This window comes from Massilia oculi (genome assembly GCF_003143515.1).
Lineage (GTDB): Bacteria > Pseudomonadota > Gammaproteobacteria > Burkholderiales > Burkholderiaceae_D > Telluria > Telluria oculi.
Genome location: NZ_CP029343.1, coordinates 3,564,361 through 3,583,647, shown reverse-complemented (window position 1 = coordinate 3,583,647; position 19,287 = coordinate 3,564,361). Strand labels below are relative to the sequence as shown.

General features: G+C 66.4%; 12 protein-coding genes. 8 read left to right on the top strand and 4 right to left on the bottom strand.

Annotated elements, in window-relative coordinates; translation table 11 throughout:
• Positions 1-211: 211 nt before the first annotated feature.
• Positions 212-2,524, bottom strand: a complete 2,313-nt coding sequence (locus tag DIR46_RS16355) for an NADP-dependent malic enzyme (protein ID WP_109346173.1) — start codon at positions 2,522-2,524, stop codon at positions 212-214.
• A 139-nt stretch (positions 2,525-2,663) separates the two neighbouring features.
• Between DIR46_RS16355 and thiL the strand changes: the two genes are divergently transcribed.
• The 4 genes from thiL to DIR46_RS16335 all read left to right on the top strand — a co-directional run bounded on the left by thiL (position 2,664) and on the right by DIR46_RS16335 (position 8,438).
• Positions 2,664-3,638 (top strand): thiamine-phosphate kinase, encoded by a 975-nt coding sequence (gene thiL / locus DIR46_RS16350; protein WP_109346172.1) that lies wholly within the window; start codon positions 2,664-2,666, stop codon positions 3,636-3,638.
• Positions 3,639-3,748: 110 nt separating this feature from the next.
• The gene (locus DIR46_RS16345) at positions 3,749-5,437 is read left to right on the top strand and encodes a hypothetical protein (protein ID WP_109346171.1); all 1,689 of its coding nucleotides are present in this window, start codon (positions 3,749-3,751) and stop codon (positions 5,435-5,437) included.
• 101 nt (positions 5,438-5,538) lie between these two features.
• Entirely contained in the window at positions 5,539-6,525 is a 987-nt protein-coding gene (locus tag DIR46_RS16340; protein ID WP_205288986.1) for a glycosyltransferase, read from the top strand.
• 50 nt (positions 6,526-6,575) lie between these two features.
• Positions 6,576-8,438, top strand: a complete 1,863-nt coding sequence (locus DIR46_RS16335) for a hypothetical protein (RefSeq protein WP_162819529.1) — start codon at positions 6,576-6,578, stop codon at positions 8,436-8,438.
• Between the two features lie 57 nt (positions 8,439-8,495).
• On the opposite strand, the gene DIR46_RS16330 is transcribed toward DIR46_RS16335, so the two are convergent.
• Positions 8,496-9,419, bottom strand: coding sequence for an AraC family transcriptional regulator (locus DIR46_RS16330; RefSeq protein ID WP_109346168.1), 924 nt, complete (start codon positions 9,417-9,419; stop codon positions 8,496-8,498).
• Between the two features lie 87 nt (positions 9,420-9,506).
• Between DIR46_RS16330 and DIR46_RS16325 the strand changes: the two genes are divergently transcribed.
• Positions 9,507-10,334: an oxidoreductase gene (locus tag DIR46_RS16325; RefSeq protein ID WP_109346167.1), complete on the top strand. Its 828-nt coding sequence runs from the start codon at positions 9,507-9,509 to the stop codon at positions 10,332-10,334.
• A gap of 193 nt (positions 10,335-10,527) precedes the next feature.
• On the top strand, positions 10,528-10,773 hold the full coding sequence (locus DIR46_RS16320; protein ID WP_109346166.1) for a glutaredoxin domain-containing protein: 246 nt from the start codon (positions 10,528-10,530) through the stop codon (positions 10,771-10,773).
• Between the two features lie 96 nt (positions 10,774-10,869).
• On the opposite strand, the gene DIR46_RS16315 is transcribed toward DIR46_RS16320, so the two are convergent.
• Both DIR46_RS16315 and DIR46_RS16310 read right to left on the bottom strand, forming a co-directional pair.
• Positions 10,870-13,482, bottom strand: a complete 2,613-nt coding sequence (locus DIR46_RS16315) for an EAL domain-containing protein (RefSeq protein WP_109346165.1) — start codon at positions 13,480-13,482, stop codon at positions 10,870-10,872.
• A complete protein-coding gene (locus DIR46_RS16310) occupies positions 13,479-15,515 on the bottom strand; it encodes a sensor histidine kinase, YfiR-like protein-associated (RefSeq protein WP_109346164.1) in 2,037 nt (678 codons plus the stop codon). The genes DIR46_RS16315 and DIR46_RS16310 overlap by 4 nt, the downstream gene beginning before the upstream one ends.
• A gap of 309 nt (positions 15,516-15,824) precedes the next feature.
• Between DIR46_RS16310 and DIR46_RS16305 the strand changes: the two genes are divergently transcribed.
• On the top strand, positions 15,825-16,307 hold the full coding sequence (locus tag DIR46_RS16305) for a CinA family protein (protein WP_109346163.1): 483 nt from the start codon (positions 15,825-15,827) through the stop codon (positions 16,305-16,307).
• A gap of 139 nt (positions 16,308-16,446) precedes the next feature.
• Entirely contained in the window at positions 16,447-19,269 is a 2,823-nt protein-coding gene (locus tag DIR46_RS16300; RefSeq protein ID WP_109346162.1) for a M16 family metallopeptidase, read from the top strand.
• Positions 19,270-19,287 lie beyond the last annotated feature (18 nt).

Here is a 19,287-nt window from a genome sequence, read left to right as displayed (position 1 = left end):
CCTAATTGCACACCAGAAATGTGTGCAATTAAATCAACACCTATCTGAACATTATGACCCGAAAATGACGCCCTCCGACGGTCGCTTACGGTTTGTTACCAGTGTCTTTGCAGGACGACAAACGGCGACAGCTGGAGACAGGTGAAAACAAAAACGCCTGCCCCGGCGCAAGGCGCGCGAGGCAGGCGTCAAGTACAGACCGGCTAATTAGTTACCGCTCGGAAACAGCATCTACCACCGCCAGCGCCGTCATATTGACGATCCGGCGCACCGTCGCCGACGGGGTCAGGATGTGGACCGGACGCGCGCAGCCGAGCAGGACCGGCCCGATCGCGATGCCGTTGCCGGCCGCCGTCTTGAGCAGGTTGTACGAGATATTGGCGGCATCGATGTTCGGCAGCACCAGCAGGTTGGCGTCGCCCTTCAGGGTCGATTCCGGCATGATCTTGGCGCGGTTCTTGGCGTCGAGCGCGGCGTCGCCGTGCATCTCGCCGTCGATTTCCAGTTCCGGCTTCTTCTGCTGCACCAGGGCCAGGGCGGCGCGCATCTTCTGCGCCGACTCCGAATTGGCGCTGCCGAAGTTCGAGTGCGACAGCAGGGCCGCACGCGGGCTGATGCCGAAGCGCTCCATCTCCTCGGCCGCCATGATCGTGATCTCGGCCAGCTGCTCGGCGTTCGGATTCTCGTTGACGTGGGTATCGACCATGGCCAGCTGGCGTTCCGGCGTGATGATGAAGTTCATCGCCGCATAGACGTTGGCGCCGGGACGCTTGCCCAGCACCTGGTCGATGAAGTCCAGGTGCATCTGGGTGGTGCCGTAGGTGCCGCAGATCATGCCGTCGGCTTCGCCCTTGTGGATCATCATGGCGCCGATCAGGGTGTGGCGGCGGCGCATGGCCAGCTTGGCCAGGTCCTGCGTCACGCCCTTGCGCATCACCATCTGGTGATAGGTCGTCCAGTAGTCGCGGTAGCGCTCGTCGAAGTCGGGGTTGATGACGTCGAAGTGCACACCCAGCTTGAGGCGCAGGCCGAATTTCTCGATGCGCTGCTCCAGCACCGCCGGACGGCCGACCAGGATCGGGCGCGCCAGCTTTTCGTCGACCACCACCTGCACCGCGCGCAGCACGCGCTCGTCCTCGCCCTCGGCGTACACGATGCGCTTGAGCTCCGGCGGCGCGCTCTTGGCGACCGTGAACAGCGGCTTCATGAAGGTGCCGCTGCGGTACACGAACTGCTGCAGGGTTTCGGCGTAGGCTTCCAGGTCCTCGATCGGACGGGTGGCGACGCCGCCATCCATCGCGGCCTTGGCCACGGCCGGCGCGATATGGGTCAGGAGGCGCGGGTCGAACGGCATCGGGATCAGGTATTCCGGACCGAAGGACAGGTTCGAGATGCCGTAGGCCGAGGCCACGATGTCCGACTGCTCGGCGTGGGCCAGGTCGGCGATCGCGTGCACCACGGCGATTTCCATCTCGCGCGTGATGGTGGTCGCGCCGCAGTCCAGGGCGCCGCGGAACATATAGGGGAAGCACAGGACGTTGTTGACCTGGTTCGGGTAGTCCGAACGGCCGGTGGCGATGATGGCGTCGCCGCGCACCGCCTTCGCGTCTTCCGGCAGGATTTCCGGGTTCGGGTTGGCCAGCGCCAGGATCAGCGGGCTCGGGCCCATCTGCGCGACCATGTCCTGCTTGAGCACGCCGCCGGCGGACAGGCCCAGGAAGATATCGGCGCCGGGGATGACATCGGCCAGCGAACGGTGCGGCGTGTCCTGCGCGAAGCGCTCCTTGTCCGGGTCCATCAGCTCGACACGGCCCTTGTAGACCACGCCGGCCAGGTCGGTGACGAAGATGTTCTCGATCGGGAAGCCCAGGTCGACGATCAGGTCGAGGCAGGCCAGCGCGGCCGCGCCGGCGCCCGAGACCACCAGCTTGCATTCCTTGATGTTCTTGCCGACGACTTTCAGTCCGTTCAGGATGGCGGCGCCGACGATGATCGCGGTGCCGTGCTGGTCGTCGTGGAAGACCGGGATCTTCATGCGCTCGCGCAGCCGGCGCTCGATGTCGAAGCACTCGGGCGCCTTGATGTCTTCCAGGTTCACGCCCCCAAAAGTAGGCTCGAGCGCGGCGATGATGTCGACCAGCTTGTCGGGATCGGTCTCGTTGATCTCGATGTCGAACACGTCGATCGCGGCGAACTTCTTGAACAGCACGCCCTTGCCTTCCATGACCGGCTTCGACGCCAGCGGACCGATATTGCCCAGGCCCAGCACGGCGGTGCCGTTGGAGATCACGGCGACCAGGTTGCCGCGCGCGGTGTATTTGTAGGCGTTGGCAGGATCCTTGACGATTTCCTCGCAAGGCGCAGCCACGCCCGGGGAATAGGCCAGGGCCAGGTCGCGCTGGTTCAGCAGGCCCTTGGTGGGCGCCACGCTGATCTTGCCGGGACGGGGAAACTGGTGATACTCGAGCGCTGCTTGACGCAGTTGCTGACGTAATTCTTCTTTTTTGTCAGATGACGAATCCATGCTGGGCAGCCTTCCTGAAGCAAAACGGGACTTTCGATTCTATCAGACAGGATGTTGTCAATGGCTACGTATTTTCACCACTCTTATGTGAGGTTGCAGCAAATCCTGGCAGGCCAACGGAGGGCGGTACAATCGCCCCATGCTTTCCGAATTCGACCTCATCAAGCGTTATTTCAAGCGCGAGCGCCCCGGCCGCCCTGATGTCGGGCTCGGCATCGGCGACGACTGCGCCCTGCTCTCTCCAGCCCCTGGCCGCCAGATCGCGATCTCGTCCGACATGCTGGTCGAAGACCGCCATTTCTTCGCCGGCGCCGATCCTTTCATGCTGGGCCACAAGGCCCTGGCCGTGAACCTGTCGGACCTGGCCGCGATGGGCGCGCGGCCCATCGCCTTTACCTTGGCCCTGGCGCTGCCGCGGGCCGACGAGGCATGGCTCGACGGTTTCTCGCGCGGACTGTTCGCGCTGGCCGACGAGCATGGCTGTGAGCTGATCGGCGGCGACACCACCAAGGGGCCGCTGAATATCTGCATCACCGTGTTCGGAGAACTATCTCCCGGCCATGCGCTGCGGCGCGCCGCGGCCAAACCGGGTGACGACATCTGGATCTCGGGCACGCTGGGCGATGCGCGCCTGGCGCTGGCCGGCTGCTGGAAAGAGGTCGAGCTCACCCCTGAGGCACAGGCGCAAGCCGCGCCGAGGCTGCACATGCCCACGCCGCGCGTGGCCCTGGGCCTGGCGCTGGCGGCGGTGCCGATCGCACACGCCGCGCTCGACATCTCGGACGGCCTGGTCGGCGACCTGGGGCACATCCTGGCGGCGTCAAGCGTCGGCGCCACGCTCGACGTCGACGCGCTGCCGGGCGGCCCGGCGCTGGCGCGGCAAGACCTCGCGCTACGGCGCCGCTTCACGGCGGCCGGCGGCGACGATTACGAATTGTGCTTCACGGCGCCGATGTCACAACGCGCGGCGGTACTGGAAGCGGCGGCGCAGGCCTCCACGCCAGTCACCCGGGTCGGCACGATCGACGCCGTCCCCGGCCTGCGCCTGGTCAATGCACATGGCGAGCGGCTAGACCTGTCGCTAGCGGGCTGGGATCATTTTGTGGCAGGGTGAGTCATCTCTCCATACGGACTGAACAACAGGCTTTCCTGCCACCAAGAAAGTTTTATGATTGGCAGGTGAGTTTTATGATGCACAGGTGAGCCCCACCCTCGAGAGCGTCCATGCATATCCTGAAGAACCCGATCGCCCTGGCGGAACCCTGGTTCGCCCGTTTCGCCAATTTGCTAGCGCAACCGCGAGTGGCCCTGGCCATGGCCTGGATCGCACCAGTCCTGTTCGGCCTGTTGTCGATGGCCTTGGGGCAGGACAGTAACTGGGACCTGAAAAACTACCACTGGTATAACCCTTATGCTCTTCTTAACGGGCGGCTCGACCTCGACATGGCCCCGGGCCAGTGGCAAAGCTATTTCAATCCGCTGATCGACGTCCCCTACTACTTGCTGAGTATCACGCTGCCCGGCCCCCTGGTCGGATTCCTGATGGGGTATGCGCACGGCCTGAATGTCGTGCTGGTGATGGCCATCGCGCATCGCATCCTGCCGGCACGCGGCGGCGGCATGCGCCTTCCCCTGCTGCTTGCGGTCGCGGGCGCATGCGGCCCCGCTTTCCTGTCGCAACTGGGCAATACCATGGGGGACAACCTGACCGCGCTGCTGGTGTTGTCCTCGCTGCTGCTCGTACTGCGCGGCTGGAACGGGCTGCATGTGGCTACGCGTCGAACAGTCGGTTGGATCGTGGTTTCGGGCTTGCTGATGGGCTTCGGAACGGGGCTGAAGCTGACCAATGCGCCCTATGCCGCGGCGTTGTGTATTGCCCTGCTGACGGTGCCGGCCTCCTGGCGGCAGCGGTTTGCGCTGGCGGTCACCCACGGTTGCGCTGTGCTGGCCGGCCTCCTGCTCGGCGCTGGATATTGGTGGATGACGATGTGGGAACGCTTCGGCAATCCCCTGTTCCCACAATTTAATAATATTTTTCGCAGTCCGTTGGCGCAGCAAATGGGGGTGATCGACAACCAGCACACACCTCAAGGCATGCTTGAGACCCTGTTCTGGCCATTGGTGTTCGCCATCGACGTCGCGCGCGTATCGGAGCTTCCGCTCAGGCTGGTGATCGTCCCGCTCCTGTACGCCCTCGCGCTGGCATGCGCCGCCGCCTGGCTGCTGGGCCGGATTGCCGGGCGGCGGCCGCACGCGCCAATGCCGGAGCGCGCGCGATTCCTCCTGGTGTTCGGCCTGGTGGCCTATCTGGCCTGGATGAAGCTGTTCGGCATCTACCGCTACCTGGTGCCGCTCGAACTGCTGGCGCCGCTCATGGTGTGGATCCTGCTCCAGCACCTGATGCCGTCGCTTACGGCAGCGCGCGTCGGCGGCTGGCTGCTGCTTGCCACGTCCCTCGCCGTCCTCCCCTTCGTGACTTGGGGCCATGCCGAATGGGGTTCGCCCAATATCGGCGCCCAGGTGCCACCCCTGGCGTCTCCCGCCAACACGATCGTCTTCACCGCGCATGGAGACCCGCCAGTGGGCTGGCTGACGACGTTCTTCCCGCCGCAGGTGCGCGTGATCTCGGTGACGGGCGCCTTCCCGGAGTCACCGGCCTGGCTCGAGCGCATCCGGGCAGCCGCGGCCGCGCGTCCGGGGCCGCATTACGTGATCCTCTCGACTTTGCCCGAAGGCAACCTGCACGATAGGCGGGCCATCGCGGAAGATGATCGCCTGCGCATGCTGGCGGCCAGAGAACAATTGGCACGCTACCGCTTGCGCATCGACGACGGCGCCTGCAGGAAGTACGCTGCCACCATCGGGACGGCCTCGCTGCCCTACCGGTTCTGCCCCGTGACAGTCGTCCCCTGAGCCGGAATGCGGCAACACACCAATATATGATCCCGATAATGTGTTAACGTGCAACCAAGAAAGATATAATGACTGGCTTAGCAATTGCCGAGCCGTGTCTCATGAACTCCTCAGCCAACCCGACGGGCGCGACCGACGCGGGGATCCAGCGCAACGCGCCGCGCGTCGCCGTCGTCATCCCCTGCTATAACGAAGCGCTCACTATTGCCCAGTTGATCAACGACTTCAACCGCTGCCTCCCTGAGGCGCAGGTATATGTCTTCGACAACAATTCCACTGACAATACCGCCGATATCGCGCGCAGCGCCGGCGCAAGCGTGCGCCGGGTCACGATTCAGGGCAAGGGCAGCGTGGTGCGGCGGATGTTTGCGGATGTCGAAGCCGATGCCTACATCATGGTCGACGGTGACGGCACCTATGACACCAAGGCGGCGCCGCGGCTCGTAGAGAAACTCCTGGAAGAAGGCCTCGACATGGTGGTCGGCAGCCGCGTCAGCACCGAGCAGGCTGCCTACCGGTTCGGCCACCGTTTCGGCAACAGCATGCTGACCGGCTTCCTGTCGCTGATCTTCGGCCGCACCTTCACCGACATCCTGTCAGGTTACCGCGTGTTCTCGCGCCGCTATGTCAAATCGTTCGCCGCGCATTCTTCGGGCTTCGAAATCGAGACCGAGCTTACCGTGCACGCGCTAGAGCTGCGCATGCCGGTGGCCGAAGTCGAAACCGTCTACGGGGCGCGCCCCGACGGCTCGGTCAGCAAGCTCAACACGTACCGAGACGGCGTGCGCATCCTGCTGACGATTCTTCGCCTGTTCAAGTCCGAAAAGCCGCTCGGCTTCTATTCGATCGCCTTCTTCGTCTGCGCACTGGCCTCCGTGCAGATGGCGATTCCCATCTTCGTCACTTTCCTGGAGACCGGCCTGGTGCCGCGCCTGCCGACCGCATTGCTGTGCACCGCGCTCATGCTGTTCGGCGTCATCCTGCTCGCTTGCGGCATCATCCTCGACGCCGTCACCAAATCGCGGATCGAGCAGAAGCGCTTTCGCTACCTGGCGGTCGCCGCCTTCGACCCAGCCCGGGAAGACTGAATCCCGCGGCTTGCGTCCGCCGCAGTTCCTCACCTCCCCAAGAAAATCGCATGCGTTTTCCAAATAATGTAGTCACCAGGCTCGAAACCTGGTTCCGGAGCCGTACCGCGGCGCTGGCGCGGCCAGGTGCGCCTGTCGCCGCGGCCTGGATCGTACCGGTGCTGTTCGGCCTGGTTTCGGTCTACCTTGGTCAGGACGAAAACTGGGACTTGCGCAACTACCACTGGTACAACGCCCATGCGCTGCTTAACGGCAGGATCGACCTCGACATGGCGCCGGCCCAATTCCAGAGCTACTTCAATCCACTGATCGACGTTCCCTACTATGTGCTGAGCACGAACCTGCCTGGTCCGCTGGTCGGCTTTCTGATGGGCTGTGTACACGGCCTGAACTTCATCTTGCTGCTGGCCATCGCACGTGTCGTGATCGGTGACCGCGCCGACCGCGCACGCTTGCCGCTTCTGCTGGCCGGAGCCGGCGTTTGCGGCGCCGGCTTCCTGTCGCAGGTCGGTAACACCATGGGCGACAACCTGACCGCGCTGCTGGTGCTGGGCGCGCTCCATGTGATCATGCGCGGCTGGGATGGCCTGCACAAGGCGTCGGTCCGCGCGGCCGGGGTGCTGCTGGCATCCGGTCTGCTCATGGGCCTGGGGACAGGTCTGAAGCTGACCAACGCTCCGTACGCAGTCGCGCTGTGCCTGGCGCTGCTCGTGGCGCCAGCTTCCTGGCCGGCACGTATCGGGTTCGCCTTCGTGCAGGGCTGCGGCGTCCTGGCCGGCATGCTTGCGAGCGGCGGCTACTGGTGGCTCGAGATGTGGGAGCGCTTTGGCAATCCGCTGTTCCCGCAGTTCAATAATATCTTCAAGAGTCCCTTAGCCCAGCAGTTGGGCGTGATCGACAATTCCCACATGCCGCACAATATACTCGAAGCGCTGTTCTGGCCCTTCGTGTTCATGGCGCAAGTCGCACGCGTATCGGAAATCCCCCTCAAGATCGCCGTGATTCCGCTGCTGTATGCCATGGGGCTGCTCTTCGTCGTCAGCTGGCTGCGCGGCCGCCTCTTGGCTGCGGCTGGCCCCGGCAGTGCCGCTTCAGTGCTGTCGACGCGCGCCTGCGGCCTGCTGCTCTTCGGCCTGATCGCCTATTTGCTGTGGGTCAAGCTGTTCGGCATCTATCGGTATCTGGTGCCGCTCGAGCTGCTGGCGCCGCTGATGGTGTGGATCCTGGCAGAGCGCATGTTCTCGGCCGCCCGCGCCGCGCGTATCGGCGGCTGGCTGCTGGCCGCGACCACGCTGGCCGTGTTTCCTTTCGTCTCCTGGGGCCACGCCGGCTGGGCTTCGCCGAACTTCAGCGCCAGCGTGCCTCCGCTCGCCAGTCCGGCCGATACGATCGTGTTCACCGCCCACGGCGATCCGCCAATGGGGTGGTTGGCCACATTCTTCCCGCACGAGGTGCGCGTAATTGCGCTGGCTGGCGGCTTCCCCGAGTCGCCGGCCTGGCTCGAGCGCGTCCACGCCGCCGTCGCCGAGCGGACAGGACCTCATTACGTGATGCTGGCAGCCGCCCGGAGCGAAAAGGAAAACAGCCTGCAACGCAAGCGCGCGCTGGTCGATGCACTTGGACTGACCGGCGACGCGGCCGGTTGTGCGCGCCTGGAGCGCCTGACACGGCGCGGCCGCTTCCATGTCGACGTGCGCCTGGTCGACGAACCGGGACGCGCCTGCACGCTGGATCTGCAGCAACGCTACGTCGCCGACCTGCCAGAACAGGATCGCGCCCGCATGCAGGCCACCAGGCAAACGCTGGCGCAATACGGCCTGGCGGTCGACGATGGCGCTTGCAAAACCTATTTGGCAACAGCCGGCACGGCGCCATACCCGTTCAGATTCTGCACGGTGACGGTCGCCAGGTGATCTCAGGGCGGCGGGACCGGGTGCGATGCATGCAAGGTCTCCAACATCCGCGTGATCTCAATGCGATGACACGAACGCCGGATTGGCCTGCGGCGGCAGCGCGAAGCTGGAACGCATGCGCCTGGCTTCCTGCGCCGGACTCAGGCCGAACAGGCGCTTGAACTCGCGTCCGAATTGCGAGGCGCTTTCATAGCCCACCTCCGATGCCACGACCGCCGCGCTGCGGTCGTTGCGCACCATGAGCAGCCGCGCCTGGTGGAGCCGGATCGATTTCAGATACTGGATCGGCGTGGTGCCGGTGACCGCCTTGAAGTGATGGTGGTAGGTCGGCACGCTCATGGCGGCGTCCAGCGCCAGCTGTTCCACCGTCAGCGGCTCGCGGTATGCCCCATGGATGCGCCGCAGCGTCTTGAAGATCTGGCCGAACTTTCCCTGTCGGGCGAGCGCCGCGCGCATGGCGCCGCCCTGCTCCCCGGTCAGCACGCGGTAATACAGCTCGCGCAGCAATCCCCGTCCCAGCACCGCCGACGCCATCGGGTCGGCCAGCGCCTGCACCAGGCGCAGCACGGTCGCAGCGAAGGCCGCGTCGACCGGCGTCGACACCATGCTTTTCGCGCCCGCCTCGGCCAGGCCGCCATGCTGCTGGACCTGCAGCAGGACGTCGGCCGCCAGTTCGAGATCCAGGTGCAGGTAGATGGCCAGCAGCGGCTCGGCGGCGCTGGCCTGGGTCTCCATGGTGAACGGCACCGGCACCGCCACCGCCAGGTAGTGCTGGGCGTCGTAGCGATACACCTCGCCGCCGAAATACCCCTGCTTGCTGCCCTGGCACACGATCACGATGCCGGGATCGTACAGCACCGGCGTGCGCGCCAGCGGGCGGTCGGAACGCAGCAGCCGGACGTCCGGCAGCGGCGTCAGGTTATAGCCTTCCAGCGGCGACAGGGCGGCCAGCAGTTCGACGGTTTGTTCGTGGGTACTCATAGGATCAGGCTAGAAATCGACCGTTTCAGGCGTTAACGGCCTGAGGCTGAAGAATATCATGCCAGTCATCGCAAACAAGGAGGACATATGGGCAAGCTATTCTTCATCACCGGCGTCAGCAGCGGATTCGGGCGCGCGCTGGCGCAGGCCGCGCTCACGGCTGGCCACCGCGTGGCCGGCACGCTGCGCGGCGCGGAGCAGGCCGCGGCCTTCGCGGCCCTCGATCCGGCGCGCGCGCATCCGCAACTGCTGGACGTGACCGACAGCGCCGCCATCGAGGCGGTCGTGGCCCGCGTCGAGCGCGACTTGGGGCCGATCGACGTGCTGGTCAATAACGCCGGCTATGGCCATGAGGGCGTGCTGGAAGAATCGCCGCTGGACGAGATGCGCCGCCAGTTCGACGTCAACGTGTTCGGCGCGGTGGCCGTGATCAAGGCCGTGGTGCCCGGCATGCGCCGGCGCCGCCAGGGACACATCGTCAACATCACCTCGATGGGCGGCACCATCACGATGCCGGGCATCGCCTATTACTGCGGCAGCAAGTTCGCGCTGGAGGGCGTCTCGGACACCTTGAGCAAGGAACTGGCGCCGTTCAATATCGCAGTCACGGCCGTCGCGCCGGGCTCCTTCCGCACCGACTGGGCCGGGCGTTCGATGGTGCGCAGCCCGCGCGCGATCGGCGACTACGACGCCAGCTTCGAACCGGTGCGGCGCGCGCGCATCGAGAAAAGCGGCAAGCAGCCCGGCGATCCCGCCAGGGCGGCCCAGGCCATCCTGCACCTGGTCGAGAGCGAGCGGCCGCCGGCACACCTGCTGCTCGGCAGCGATGCGCTGGCGCTGGTGCGCGCCGCCCTCGCCGAACGGCTGGCCGAGATCGATGCCTGGGAGGCCGTGACCCGCTCGACCGACGGCTGAACCGCCCGCGGCGCTGGCGCCGGCGCACAGATGCCGCTTCACGCGCGCCAGGATGAACCGGCCGATGACGGCCGTGCGTGCGTTGACGCACGGCGTAGCCCATACCATCGGCCTACTCTGCGAGTGACGACGTCAGCGCTCATGACGTTGCAACCTGCAACTTTGCCATGCAATTTAAAGGAGTAACATTTCAATGGAATCGAGGCAAGCACTGCTGCACCGCATGGTTACGCCGGAACATATTTGCCCATTCGGGATCAAGTCGCTCGAGTTACTGGAACGGGCGGGTTACCAGGTCGACGATCATCAATTGACTACCCGAAGCGAAGTGGACGCCTTCATGGAGGAAGAAGGCGTGCAGACGACACCGCAGACCTATATTGACGGGCAGCGCATCGGCGGGTATGACGAACTTGTCGTCTTTCTAGGCGAGAAGTGAAGGCCGCCTCCTGGCCTGGGCGTCGGCGGCGCGCCCAGCCGGGTACCGGCTGGCGCCGGTGCGGCGAGCTGCTAGCGGCAAACGGCATGGCGGCCGCTAGGCCGCTGCTTCCCCCTTCGCGTCCTCGCCGCGCGGCGCCTTGCGATCGTCATAGGGCCCGTACGTCATCCAGTAATGCCGGAACGCGAGGCGGATATTGTCGCGCAGCTGCTGGTCGTCCCATGGCTTGGTGTAGAAGCGGTAGATCGCGCCGCGGTTGATCGAATCGAGCACCGATTCCACCCCGGTATAACCCGACAGGATGATGCGGATGGTCTCGGGATACATTTCCTTGACCTTGCTGAGGAACTCGGTCCCGCTCATCACCGGCATGCGCTGGTCGCACAGGATCACGTGCACCCGGTACAGCGCCAGCAATTCGAAACCCTCGGCCGGCGAGGACGCGGTCAGCACGCGGTAGCCGTCGCGCCGGAACAGGCGGTGCAGCGCGGTGAGCACGTTCGGGTCGTCGTCGACGATGAGCAGGGTCTGCACCTTGTTATCGTCGGTCTGCTTTTCTTCGGGCTTGGCGCGGTTGGACACCACCATCTCGGCCAGCTGGTCGGCCGGCAGCGCGCGCGAAAAATAAAACCCCTGGATCTGGTCGCAACGGTGGCGCCGCAGGTAGGCCATCTGGGCGCGCGTCTCGACGCCCTCGGCGATCACCTGCATGTGCAGGCTGTGCGCCATGCTGATGATGGCCAGCGCGATGGCGGCGTCGTCCGGGTTGTTGACGATGTCGCGCACGAAGGCGATGTCGATCTTGAGCTTGTCGATCGGGAAGCGCTTCAGGTAGGCCAGGCTCGAGTAGCCGGTGCCGAAATCGTCGATCGCGATCCGGATCCCGAGCGCCTTCAGGCGCGTGAGCACCTCGGTGGTGTGCTCGGCGTTCTGCATCAGCGCGCTCTCGGTCAGCTCCAGTTCCAGCAGCCCCGGTTCGACGTCGTGGCGCGCCAACGCGTCGCGGATCACGCCTTCCAGGTCGCCTTCGACGAACTGGCGGCTCGACACGTTCACCGCCACCCGCACGTCGCGCACCCCGTCCGCGTTCCAGGCCGCGATCTGGCGGCAGGCCTCGTCGATGATCCAGTCGCCGACCCGCACCACCAGGCCCGTCTCTTCCATGATCGGCACGAATTCGGCCGGATACACCAGGCCGTAGCCGGGACGGTGCCAGCGCAGCAGCGCCTCGGTGCCGGCGATGCGGCCGGTGTTGAGCTCCAGCTTGGGCTGGTAGTGCAGCACGAACTGGGCGTCTTCGAGCGCGCCGCGCAGGGCCAGTTCGAGGTCCAGGCGCGCCAGCACCTGCACGTTCATGCCGGCGGTGAAGAAGCGGTAGCCGTCGCGGCCGGCCTCCTTGGCGCGCACCATGGCGGTATCGGCGTACTTGACCAGCGCGCCCGGCTCGACCGTGTCGTCCGGGTACATGGCGATGCCGATGCTGGCCGTCAGCGCGGCCTGCTGGCCGTGCAGGTCGAACGGCACGCGCAGGGAATCGCGCACGTCGTTGGCCATGTTCACCGCGTCCTGCTGCTCGCGCGGCATGGTGAGGATCAGCGCGAACTCGTCGCCGCCCAGGCGCCCGACCGAATCGCGCACCTTCACGCAGCGCACCAGGCGCGTGCTGAACTGGCGCAGCAGCTCGTCGCCGCCGCGCGTGCCGAGCGTGTCGTTGATCACCTTGAAGCGGTCGAGCGTGATGCACAGGACCGCCACGCGCCAGTTCTTGTCCTGGGCCAGCTCGATGGTGTCGCGCAGGTTGTCGAAGAACAGGGTGCGGTTCGGCAGGCCGGTCAGGGCGTCGTAGCTGGCCGCATGGCGCAGGTTTTCCTGGGCCTGCAGGCGCTCGCTGATGTCGCGCGCCACCGCGATCAGCATGCGCTGCGCAGGGTGCTCGAGGTCCTGTTCCTGCAGCTTCCAGCTGATCTCGACCGCCACCGAGCCTTCGCCGCCGGCGCGCAGCAGTTCGGTCTCGACGATGTCGGCCTCGGACTCGGACTCGCGATCGTGCGCGGCGCCGCCGCCCAGCAGGCGCTCGAGCTGGGTGCGCGTGGCCAGGCCCAGCGCCACCGGGTCGATGCGCAGCAGCGCGTCGCGCGAAAAGCCCAGCATGCGGCAGGCGCCTTCCGAGACGTCGACCATGGCCATGCTGGCGGTGTCGATCAGGAACAGGGCGTCGGGCGTGGCGTCCATCGCGCCGCGAAAGCGCGCCAGTTCGGCGGTGCGCTCGCGCACCTGTCGCTCCAGCTGGCTGCCGTAGTCGAGCGACTCGCGGTGCAGCAGGCGCACTTCGAGCAGGTTGCGGATGCGGGTCATCACCTCGACCGTGTCGAAAGGCTTGCCGATGAAGTCGCGCGCGCCCGCCTCGAGCGCTGCCAGCTTTTTATCCGGCTCGGCCGTCACCACCAGCACCGGCAGCCACGAATCGCTTTCCAGCGGCTTCAGGGCTTCCATCACGTCGAAGCCGTCCATGCCCGGCATGTGCAGGTCGAGGATGATCAGGTCGAAGCGGTGCTTGAGGTGCAGCGCCACCACCTGGCGCGGATCGTAGGTGGAACTGACGTTCTCGTAGCCGGTGGTCTTGAGCAGGTATTCGAGCAGCTGCACGTTCACCGGCTCGTCGTCGACGACGAGGATGCGCGCGCGCCGGATGTCGGACAGGGAAATCATCTAGCCTTCCTTTCGCCTGGCCCGCCCGTCCCGGGCTGCTTCGCCAGCGTGCTGTTGATCGCTTCGGTGAACTTGTCGATGTCGATCGGCTTGGTCAGATAGCGGTGGAAGCCCGCCGCCAGGCCGCGTTCGATATCGCGCGGCATGGCGTTGGCCGTCAGCGCGATGACCGGAATCCAGGTGGTCTCGGGATCGGCGCGCAACTGGCGCAGCACCTCGAAGCCGCTCATGCCCGGCAGGTTCAGGTCCATCAGGATGGCTTCCGGGAGGTGCGCCTTGGCCAGCTGCAGGCCGAGGTGGCCGTCGGGCGCCGACAGCAGGCGCAAGTCGCGCCGGAAGGCGACGATTTCTTCCACCAGGCGCAGGTTGGCCGGGTTGTCCTCGACGTACAGCACCAGGTGCGGCTCGCCCTCGTCGGGCAAGTCGCTCGGCGCGCTCGCGGCCTCGGGACCGCCCTCGGGCAGCGCCGAGGCCAGCGGCGTGGTGCTGGCCAGCTCGATCCAGAACACGCTGCCCACGCCGGGGCTGCTGGTGACGCCGATCTCGCCGCCCATCAATTCCACCAGGCGCTTGGTCACCACCAGGCCGATGCCGGTACCCTCCTGGGCGCCGGCTTCCTGGCCCAGGCGGTTGAAGGGCTGGAACAGGTTGGCCAGCTGCTCCGGGTTCAAGCCCTGCCCAGTGTCCTGCACCGACAGCCGCAGGCGTTCTGGCGCGGTCTGCTCGCAGCTGACCACCACCGCGCCCTCCTCGCGGTTGTACTTGACGGCGTTCGACAACAGGTTGAGCAGCACCTGTTTCAGGCGCGTGCGGTCGGCCATCACCACCGCCCCGTCGATCGCCGGGAACAGCACCCGCACCTTGCGCGTGGCGGCGATCGGCTCGATCATGGTGCGCACCTCGAGCAGGATGTCGGTCAGGGCCACCGGTTCCATCGACAGCGTGATGGTGCCCGATTCTACCTTGGCCAGGTCGAGGATCTCGTTGATCAGGGTAAGCAGGTGGCGGCCCGACTTGAGAATGTGGTTCGCGAATTCCTTCTTCTGCTCCAGGGTCGATGGCAGCGTGTCGGAGGTCAGGATCTGGGCGAAGCCGAGGATCGCGTTGAGCGGGGTGCGCAGCTCATGGCTCATCGAGGACAGGAAGGCCGACTTGGCCTGGTTGGCGCTCCTGGCCTCCTCGTTGGCGTTGGCCAGTTCGGCGTTGGCCAGCGCCAGCTGCAGGGTGCGCTCGTCGACTCTGTGCTCCAGCTGCTCGTTCAGGCGCATCACTTCCTGCTGCGCGCGCGTGCGCTGCTGGGCTTCGCGCAGGGTGGTGCTGTGCGAATCCTCGAGCTCGCGGGTGCGGCCCTCGATCTCGGTCAGCATGGCGTTGAAGGAATCGGCCAGCTCGGCCGCCTCGTCGTCGCCGATGCGCGGCGCGCGGCGCGAATAGTCGCGCGTGGCCACCACCTCGCGCGCGATCTCGGTGACGGCCACGATCGGCGCCGTGATCACGCGTCCCAGGCGCCGCGTCAAGAGATAGGCGATCGCCATCGCCAGCAGGGTCACCCCGGCTGCGATCGCGAGATAGTCGATGGTGCGCGCCAGCAGGCGATTCTCGGCGCGCAGCACGACGGTGCCGACCGTGTCGCCATTCTCGACGATGGGCTGGCGCACCACCAGGTCGTCGGTGGCGTCCCCGGACACCACGGCCGCGTCCAGGCGCTGGGAAATATTGCGGGGTTCGCCGGGGGCGGCGTAGGAGGCGAACAGCGCGCCTTTCGCATCGTAGATGGCGGCGGCGCGCACCAGGGGACTGGTGCGCAGCAGGGCCAGGTTCTCGTTGGCCAGGCGCGGGTCGTCGAAGCTCAGCGCGGCGGACGTCATGTGGCCGACCAGTTCGGCCTGGGTCGAGAGGTCGTTCACCAGGGCGCGATGGTAGCTGCGCAGGTCATAGGCGATCACGACGGCGATCGAGACCAGCAGCGCGACGAACGTAGTCGTCATCACCACCGCCACCAGCTTCTTGCGGATAGAGCGCTGGCGGCTCATGCTTCCTCCACGGACCGCTCATGGAAAAGCATGCGCGGCATGTAAAAGTTCTAACAAAGACGAGAAATTGGTCATCCCAGCATAGCAGCACGCCTGTGCTGTGTGTCGCACGAAACATTTATCACGCCGGGCCAGGATGAGAATGCGGCTGGCACTGTAAACGTTCGCCTGCGGTTTGGGTAGCAATTTTTGAAACGTTGACCTGTCGTTCGCCCACCGTGCGCCCGCGCAGCGCGCTAGAATGAAGGCAGTCCGACCGGTTTCCCGACGTGGCACTCGCCCGGCCGGCGGCTTCCAAAGGAGACCCACGTGACGAACGAACTCATCGACCTTGCCCAGAAAGTCAGCGACACCATCGGCCCCAGAAAACTGATGCTGGCCGCCGCCGAATCCTGCACCGGCGGCGGCATCGCCTATACGCTCACCGCCATCCCCGGCTCGGGCGACTGGTTCGACTGCGGCTTCGTGACCTATTCGAACACGGCCAAGAACGAGATGCTGGACGTGCCCGACGCCGTGATCGCCCAGTTCGGCGCGGTCAGCGAAGAGGTGGCCGCCGCGATGGCCGCGGGCGCCGTGGCCAACAGCAATGCCGACATCGGCGTCTCGACTACCGGCATCGCCGGCCCGACCGGCGCCGTGCCCGGCAAGCCGATCGGCACCGTGTGCTTCGGTTGGGCGCGCGGCGACCATGTCCACACCGAACGCCTGGTGTTCCAGGGCGACCGCCAGGCGGTGCGCGAGCAGGCCATCGCCCACGCGCTGCGCGGCATCCTGCGCTTCGTGGAATAAGAGGCAGGGAGAGTAAGAGGCAGGGAGAGCGCAAGGCGCTGCGGCGCCATGCCACAAATTTTCTTCGTATCCGGGATAATGGCGAGGCGCGCGCCGCTCGAGCGCGGCAAGCGCATTGTCATTGAATTACGGAGAGTATTTGAACATTCCCACGCTGATGGTCCCGCTGATGCTGGCCGCCGCTCCCGCGGCCGGCCAGGCCCAGGACCAGCCTCCTGCGCCGGCGTCGGCGCCGATCCCGTCGATCGCTTTTGAAAAGACGGTGCTGCCCAACGGCCTGCAACTGATCCTGGTCGAGGACAAGCGCCTGCCGATCGTGGCCGTCAACCTGTGGTACCACGTTGGCCCGGCCAACGAGGCGCCCGGCCTGACCGGCTTCGCCCACCTGTTCGAGCACATGATGTTCGCCGCCACCCGCCACATCCCGCGCGGCGAGGCCGACCGCCTGCTCGAAGGCGCCGGCGCGACCGACAGCAATGGCGGCACCGGCTTCGACAGCACCAGCTACTACGACACGGTGCCGAGCAACCAGCTCGAACTGGCGCTGTGGGTGCATGCCGACCGCATGGGCTTTTTGCTGGACGTGCTCGACCAGCAGGCCTTGACCAACCAGCAGGACGTGGTGCGCAACGAACGGCGCCAGACCGTCGAGGGCGAGCCGTATGGCCTGGTCGAGGAAGCGCTGCTGCAAACGCTGTTCCCCAAGGGCCATCCGTATGCGGCCTCGATCATCGGCTCGCACGCCGACATCCAGGGCGCGCGACTGGAGAACGTGCGCGAGTTCTTCACCAACTACTATGGCCCCAACAACGCCAGCCTGGTGATCGCCGGCGACATCGACAAGGGCAGAACGCGCGAGCTGGTGCAGCGCTATTTCGGCAATCTGCGGCGCGGGCCGGACGTCGTGCGTCCCAGGGTGGTCACGCCCCCGATCACGGCCGAGCGCCGGGTCGTGGTGCGCGACCGGGTGGAGCTGCCGCGCGTGTTCATGGGCTGGCTGACGCCGGCCGCCTACCAGCCGGGCGACGCCGAGCTGGCGGTGGCCGCCACCATCCTCGGCGGCGGCAAGTCGAGCCGCCTGTACAAGGCGCTGGTGTACGAGCGCCAGATCGCGCAAGACGTATCGAGCACCCAGACCTCGCTGGCCTTAAGCTCGACCTTCGTGGTCGACGTCACCGCGCGCGCCGGCCACACGCCGCAGGAACTGGAAGCGGCGATCGACGCCGAGCTGGAACGGCTGCGCAAGGAAGGCCCGAGCGAACGCGAAGTCGAACGCGCCCGCTACAGCCTGGAGACGGCCCTGCTGGCGTCGCTCGAAAAACTCGGCGGCGACGGCCTGGCCGAGCAGCTCAACCACTACAACCTGTACACGGGCGACCCGGGCTACCTGGCCAAGGACCTGGCGCGACTGCGCCGCATCGACGCCGCCGCCGTCCAGCGCGCGGTGCAGGCCTGGCTCAAGCCGGAGGCGCGCGCCGTGGTGACCGGCGTGCCCGGCAAGCCGAAGGTCGACGATCCGCGCGCGCCCAAGCCGGCCAAGACGGCGCCGCCGCCAGGCCCTCGGATCGCGCTGAACGAGGCCGAACCGTGGCGCGCGACGCCGCCCGTGGCCGGGCCGACGCCGAAGGTCACGCTGCCGCGCGGCGAGACCTTCAAGCTCAAGAACGGCCTCACCGTGATCCACCACCACAATCCGGCGCTGCCGCTGGTCTCGAGCCAGCTGGTGGTGAAAAGCGGCGGCGCGGCCAATCCGGTCAAGCTGCCCGGCCTGGCCGGCTTCACCGCCCAGATGCTGGAAGAAGGCACGGCAACCCGCAGCGCGCCGCAGATCGCGGACGAAATCGCGCAGCTGGGCGCCTTCATGGACGCCGGCAGCAGCGACGACGTCTCGACCGTGTCGCTGCTGGCCCTGCGCGCGACCTTTGCGCGCGCACTCGAGGTGGTGGCCGACATCGTCCAGCACCCGTCCTTCCCGGCGGCCGAGATCGAGCGCCAGCGGCAAGACCGCCTCGGCGCGCTGACGCAGCAGCGCGAGGATCCGGAAACCGTGGCGGCGCTGGCGGCGGCCGGCGCCCTGTTCGGCGAAGGCCATCCGAAGGCCTATGGCCAGCTGGGACTCGAAGACGCGATCCGCGCCACCACGCGCGCGGACATCGCCGGTTTCTGGAAACGCCACTACGTGCCGTCCAATGCGGCGCTGGTAGTCACCGGCGACATCACGCGCGCCGAGCTGGAAGCGCTGGCCGAGGCGCAGTTCGGCGCCTGGCCGGCGGCCGAAGCGCCCGGGTTGAAGCCGGCCGAGACCCGGCCCACGCCGGCGCGCCTGGTGCTGGTCGACCAGCCGGACGCCGGTCAAACGGCGCTGCAGGTGGCCTGCATGGGCCCCGCACGCGACACGCCCGACTTCCCCGCCCTGCAGGTGATGAACGGCGCGCTGGGCGGCATGTTCTCGAGCCGATTGAACAACAATCTGCGCGAAACCAAGGGCTATACCTACGGCATCTACTCGCACTTCGACTACGACCGCACCCCGGCGCCGTTCTCGGTCGAGGCCAGCGTGCAGCAGGATGCCACCGGCGCATCGGTGCGCGAGATCCTGCGCGAGATCGCGGCCATGCGGGAGCAGCCTTTATCGCAGGCCGAACTCGACGCGGCGCGCAACGCCCAATTGCTGTCGCTGCCAGGCCAGTTCGAGACCAATGCCGACATCGGCGCCAGCCTGACCGAGTTGTTCGTCTACGGCCTGGGGCCGGATTACTACGACAATCTGGCGCGGGAGTTGGCGCGGGTCGGCGTCGAAGACGTGCAGCGAGTCGCGCGGGAATACCTCGATCCGGACCGGATGGTCGTGGTGGCGGTGGGCGAGCGGCGCAAGATCCTGCCGCAGCTGCAGAAACTCGGGCTGGGCCAGCCCGAGAGCCGCGACGACGACGGGCAGGTGTTGGACAAGAAGCAACACTGAACGAGACCGCGCTTGCCC